The organism is Kordiimonas sp. UBA4487, from assembly GCF_002389025.1.
Classification (GTDB): Bacteria; Pseudomonadota; Alphaproteobacteria; order Sphingomonadales; family Kordiimonadaceae; genus Kordiimonas; species Kordiimonas lacus.
This window is the reverse complement of the sequence record NZ_DGNR01000001.1, coordinates 1-5,419: the sequence shown is the minus strand read 5'-3', so window position 1 is coordinate 5,419 and position 5,419 is coordinate 1. Positions and strand designations below refer to the sequence as shown.

5 protein-coding genes and 2 tRNA genes are annotated in these 5,419 nt (G+C 56.9%); 5 read left to right on the top strand and 2 right to left on the bottom strand.

Features of this window, described 5'->3' with window-relative positions:
* Positions 1-140: 140 nt before the first annotated feature.
* Positions 141-214 (bottom strand) — tRNA-Gly (locus tag B3Z17_RS00035).
* A gap of 80 nt (positions 215-294) precedes the next feature.
* Positions 295-378: transfer RNA gene (locus B3Z17_RS00030), tRNA-Tyr, on the bottom strand.
* A 235-nt stretch (positions 379-613) separates the two neighbouring features.
* On the opposite strand from B3Z17_RS00030, the gene rlmB reads away from it, so the two are divergent.
* From rlmB to B3Z17_RS00005, 5 genes are all read left to right on the top strand, one after another.
* Positions 614-1,468: a 23S rRNA (guanosine(2251)-2'-O)-methyltransferase RlmB gene (gene rlmB / locus B3Z17_RS00025; protein ID WP_286828039.1), complete on the top strand. Its 855-nt coding sequence runs from the start codon at positions 614-616 to the stop codon at positions 1,466-1,468.
* Positions 1,465-1,890 carry a cupin domain-containing protein gene (locus B3Z17_RS00020; RefSeq protein WP_068305254.1) on the top strand — a complete coding sequence of 142 codons (426 nt, stop codon included), beginning with the start codon at positions 1,465-1,467 and terminating at the stop codon, positions 1,888-1,890. The genes rlmB and B3Z17_RS00020 overlap by 4 nt, the downstream gene beginning before the upstream one ends.
* Before the next feature lie 11 nt (positions 1,891-1,901).
* Positions 1,902-2,327, top strand: coding sequence for a cupin domain-containing protein (locus tag B3Z17_RS00015; protein WP_286828038.1), 426 nt, complete (start codon positions 1,902-1,904; stop codon positions 2,325-2,327).
* 182 nt (positions 2,328-2,509) lie between these two features.
* Positions 2,510-3,376 (top strand): methyl-accepting chemotaxis protein, encoded by an 867-nt coding sequence (locus tag B3Z17_RS00010; RefSeq protein WP_068305251.1) that lies wholly within the window; start codon positions 2,510-2,512, stop codon positions 3,374-3,376.
* Positions 3,377-3,636: 260 nt separating this feature from the next.
* Positions 3,637-5,419, top strand: a 1,783-nt coding sequence (locus B3Z17_RS00005) for an Ig-like domain-containing protein (protein WP_286828037.1), incomplete at its 3' end; no start/stop codon positions are given.

Sequence of the window (5,419 nt, the reverse complement as noted above, 5' to 3'; positions counted from 1 at the left end):
GTTCAAACTTTTCTTTAGCCATTGCCCGTCTACCTTTGCAAGCAATCACGCCTTTGTTCACACTCAGGCGAGCTTTCCATTTAACCCCGTGACCCCCACCCGGGTAGTCACATGATGATGTCGCCCGAGAGGGACTTAATTGGAGCGGGTGAAGGGAATCGAACCCTCGTCGTAAGCTTGGAAGGCTTCTGCTCTACCATTGAGCTACACCCGCACAAGCCAGCGGCTCCTCTCGAACACGACAAGCCTTCCCGCACGCAACCCCGGCAGGGGTTTTGAACAAGGAAGGTTAAGTGGTGGAGGGGACAGGATTCGAACCTGTGAAGCCGAAGCGTCAGATTTACAGTCTGATGGGTTTGACCGCTCCCCAACCCCTCCACGTATATACTAGATCGCCAGTGAAACTCGGGACTTGATCCCACTCCGAACTGGCGTCGCGGTGAGGGGCAATATGCGCATATAAATTCCCATGTCAACATCAAGTTCCCAACATTTCGTATTTTTTTGTTAGGACTTTATAAATCCACCGCTTTAGCATATGGGACACGCGATAATCTTCGCGTTTCGGGTGGATATTTTGCGCGCTGCCCCTTGTTCAGGAAGCACACAGGCGATGGCTAAGAAAGACTTTAAAAAGAAACCGGACCATCGGGGAGGGAAAGGCCGCCCCCCGCAAAAGCCCGGCCATCAGGCGCCACGGCAGCAGGGCGACAATCGCCAGCGGCCCGCCGCCGTGCTGACACCAAAGCACAAGAACGGCTTTTTCCTGTTTGGCCGCCACGCGGTTGAGGAAGCCCTAAAGAACCCAAAGCGTGAATGCATCCGGCTTGTCGGTACCACCAAGGCCCTGCAGGCATCCGGGCTGGCGTCCATCCGACAGGGCCTTGCTGTCGACTATATAGATGACGATCAAATACTCAGGAGTGCCGTGCCGGCTGATTCTCCGCACCAGGGGGTGCTGCTGGAAGTCCGTCCCCTGCCCGGCCTTGATCTTCTGGATTTGGAGCCGGTCGCAGACCAGAAGAATATCATCCTGATGCTGGACCAGGTGACCGACCCCCACAACGTGGGCGCCTGCCTCCGGTCTGCTGCAGCGCTTGGCGCCCGCGCCCTGATCACACAGGACCGCAACAGCCCCGGCGAATCCGGCGTGTTGGCGCGCGCCGCTGCCGGCGGGCTCGAGGCCCTGCCCTGGGTCCGCGCCGCCAACCTTGCGCAGGCGCTGGAGGCACTCAAGGACATGGGCTATTGGCATGTTGGCCTCGACGGTCACACGGACACCGAGATCAGCTCGGTCTCGATGGGCGACAATATCGTCATTGTTATGGGGTCTGAGGGCAAAGGCCTTCGCCCTCTGGTGCGCAAGCACTGCGACGCCATTGCCAAAATCCCGATGACGGGTAAAGTTGAAAGCCTGAATGTCTCAAACGCAGCCGCCATCGCACTCTATGAAATGGGGAAAGCATGACCACCGCGCAGGAAATTGTCGAAAAACTGGACCTGGCCCCTCACCCTGAAGGCGGCTACTACCGCCGTACCTACCGCCATGAAGATGGCGTCTCGGGCCGGGCCTTTGCTTCCTCCATCTACTATCTGATTGAACAGAAAAGCTTTGCCCTGTGGCACCGGGTAGACGCGGACGAGCTGTGGTTCTGGCATGCCGGCGCCCCGGCCGTTATTGAAACCGGCGCAGATACAAAGGCAGACGAAACCCACACAATGAGCATGGACCTCGCGGCCGGCCATAAACCGCAGCTGGTGATCCACGGCAATACCTGGCAGCGCATTCGCTCGACCGGTGACTGGACACTGTTCAGCAGTGTGGTTAGCCCTGAATTCACTTTCGAAACGCTGGACCTCCATATCGAGGGCCGCCCGGCAGACACATAGGCCTACTTCGCATGACCAACGCACAAGACATCATCAAGGAACTGGGGCTGAAGCCCCATCCGGAAGGCGGTTACTTCCGCCGCACCTACCGGAATGACGTTGATGGCCAGCAGCGTGGCAGATGTTCCGCCATCTATTATCTGCTGGACAAGGAAGGCTTTGCCCTTTGGCACCGCATTGATGCAGACGAACTGTGGCACTGGCATGCTGGTGCGCCCATGACGCTGGAAATCGGTACTGACCGGACAGACGCCACCCCACACACCCTGGGCCCCGACATTCTTGAGGGCGAACGCCCCCAGGTCCTTGTGCCTGCAAACCACTGGCAGCGTGCCCGAGCTGACGGCGCCTGGTCGTTGGTCAGTTGTGTGGTTGCGCCTGAGTTCCTGTTCGAAACGTTTGAACTACCTGACGGCGAAATCGCCACCACGGGCTGAATAGCTGTGCGCCTTCACGCCCAGAAAATGGCGCAATAAGCAGAAGAGGTCCTCGGCAAGCTTTAGCCTTTAATTGCGATGGTTTTTCGCCTAGGGTACGGGGGAATCAGGATTGGGGAATTCCTGAAATAATGAATGAATAGACGCGGGCCGCAGCTGCCCGGATCTTGAAGGGGATCTGTATGTTAGATCAGGAAACGAACGCTCAAAACGCTGGCGATTTGTCGCATCAGTTTGAAACCTCTGTGCTGGCTGCCATTGACCGCCTTGGCGGCACGGCAGACGAACTGGAACAAGCCGCAGCTTCCATGAATGGCGCCACACAGGAAACGGTGGACGGTATGCATGTGGCCGAGGAAAAGGCCCGCCACGCAGGTTCGAGCGTTAATGCCGTGGCTGGCGCGACTGAGGAAATCTCGGCGTCAGTAGGCAATGTCAGCGAACAGATGGGCCGGGCTGCAGAAGTGACCGCCAAAGCGCTTGAGGAAGCCAACGACGCATCCCGCCTGATCGCAACATTGAATGCCTCTGGCAAGAAGATCAGCGAAGTGATCAAGCTGATTAATGATATCGCCAGCCAGACCAACTTGCTGGCACTGAACGCCACCATCGAGGCAGCCCGCGCAGGCGAAGCCGGCAAAGGTTTTGCCGTTGTGGCATCGGAAGTGAAAGCGCTGGCAACCCAGACCGCTCGCGCAACCGATGAGATCAGCCAGCAGATCAACGAACTGCAAGGCGCCACCACTGACGCCGTGACCGCCTTTGAAAAAATCAGCGGCCGCATCAAAGAAGTGGATGAAATCGCAGGCGAAGTGTCCGGCACCGTTAGCCAGCAGGCGGCCGCCGCGCAGGAAATCAGCCACAGCGCCGCCCAGGCCGCCGAGGCCACCAGCGGCGTGATCGGTGACTTTTCCCAGATTGGCAGCGCCACCTCCCGCACCCAGAGCGCCGCGTCAGAGGTGACAGAAAAAGTCTCCAGCCTGCAGCAGCAGGGCGCCGCCCTGCGTTCCAGCGTTCAGGACTTCATGAACAAGCTGCATAAGGACTAAACCGGGCAAACAATAGTCGTTCGACAAGGCCGCCTCATCGGGCGGCCTTTTTGTTTGAGGATCATTTCTAAATTTTTACATAAGTTGTTGTAAAAAAGTATTTTTCTGTAAACGTCGCCTTAAACGTAATCAGGACACAATGAGTCGCATGAGGTGGCGGGGCCAACCGGAAAGCACTCATTGGCAGATGAGATTTTTCCAATACCGCCAAATTGAAGCCAGGTGTGTTGGCAGCGCACCCTTGCGACAACAGGTGACCTATGTCTGACGAAGCGGTTCTGGACACAACCCTTCCTATTCTCGATAGCATTTCCATCAAAGACCCCATCGTTGACAGGGGCGAAGGCGACAACAGCGTGACGGTGGTGCTTGCAGCCTCCGACGCCGACAGCGAGGTCGCGTCGATCCGCGTCACGGTGACGGACCCAGACGGCGGCACAATGGTCAAGACGCTGAGCGCCGCATCTGGCGAGCTGACCTTCACGATTTCAGACGACAAGCCTGAGGGCGAATACAAAGTCACCGAGGTCGTGGTGACAGACACCGCAGGCAACGCCCGCACCTATGATGGCCCGAACCTGTCGAGCCTGTTTGAAGTGGCCGTGACCGTGGTGAATGCCGAAGAGGATATAACACCTCCCGTCGTGACCACCTTGGAAGTTCATGACCCAATTGTTGATTTCGCGAGCGGCGACCGCTCTGTCAGCATCACCGTAACCGTCATTGACGACCTGGCGGGTGTCGAACTTGTCCAACTGTACCTCCCCTATGGCGACGAGGGTTTTCGCCTATCGCAGTCTGTGGCAACGGGAGCGACCCACTCTTTCACATTCACCCTGCCCGACAATGTCGCGAACGGAACAACCGCGTTCGAAATCGCGGTCTATGACAAAGCCGGAAACTGGACATATTATTCATCCAGCGAGCTACAAAGTATGGGCTTTGCCCCATCAGTTGAAATCACTGGTTCGATAGAAGACACTGAGGCACCAACTCTCGACAGCCTTATATCAAACGACCCGGTCATCAATGTTTCAGAAGGTGACCGCACCATCACCTTCAGCTATTCCGCCATCGATGATTTATCGGGGCTGACCAATTTTTCCATCGAGGTGTATGACCCCGAAGGCAACTGGATGCAGGGAAGAGGCCGAACGTCATCCAGTGGATCAATTACATTTTCCGTCCCTGAAAACGCGGTAAACGGCATTTACACCATCAAGGTGGTAACAAAAGACGTCGCTGGCAATATGCTGACCTACTCAGCAGAGGAGTTGCAAGAACTAGGTTTTATCAGCAGCTTTGAAGTCACTCAGGCAGACACCGACACCACCCCGCCTTCGCTTGTGGCCTTCACGGTAGACGAGCCGGTGATCGACTTTGAATCCGGAGACCGCGAGATCACGGTATCTGTAAAGGTAAGCGACGACAAAGCCGGCATCGATCAATTTCGGGTGTATCTTGCATCGCCGACAGGCCAACAGCTTGTCCAATTTGTATACGGGGCGGAAGAGGAAAGCGTCACATTCGTGCTGCCTGATCATTTTTCCAATGGCGAATATTCGATGCAGCTCTATGTCCGCGATCTGGCCGGCAACGATGTCACATACACCTATCAGGATATACTGGAACAAGGGTTTTCAGGTGTTTTCGAGGTGTCTGATGGCAGCTCGGGTAACGACGACACCCTCCCCGGCGGTAATGATGACGGCGACCACGACAATGGTCACGGCAATGACGAAGACGGCGTCGACGACGACAACCCCGGCAACTCCGATGGCAGCAATGGCGGCGGTAACAGCGGCGGTGACCATGATGATAATGGTCACGGCAACGACGAGGACGGCGTGGACGAAGGCAACCCCGGCAACTCGACCGGCACGAACCGCCGCCTGAAAGGCACGGACGACGATGACACCATCGAAGGTTCGGAAGGCGACGACACCATCACCGGCGGCGACGGTGATGACAATCTTGAGGCCGGTGATGGCAACGACCAGATCTGGGCAGGTGCTAGCGATACTGGCAATGACCGGCTGGCGG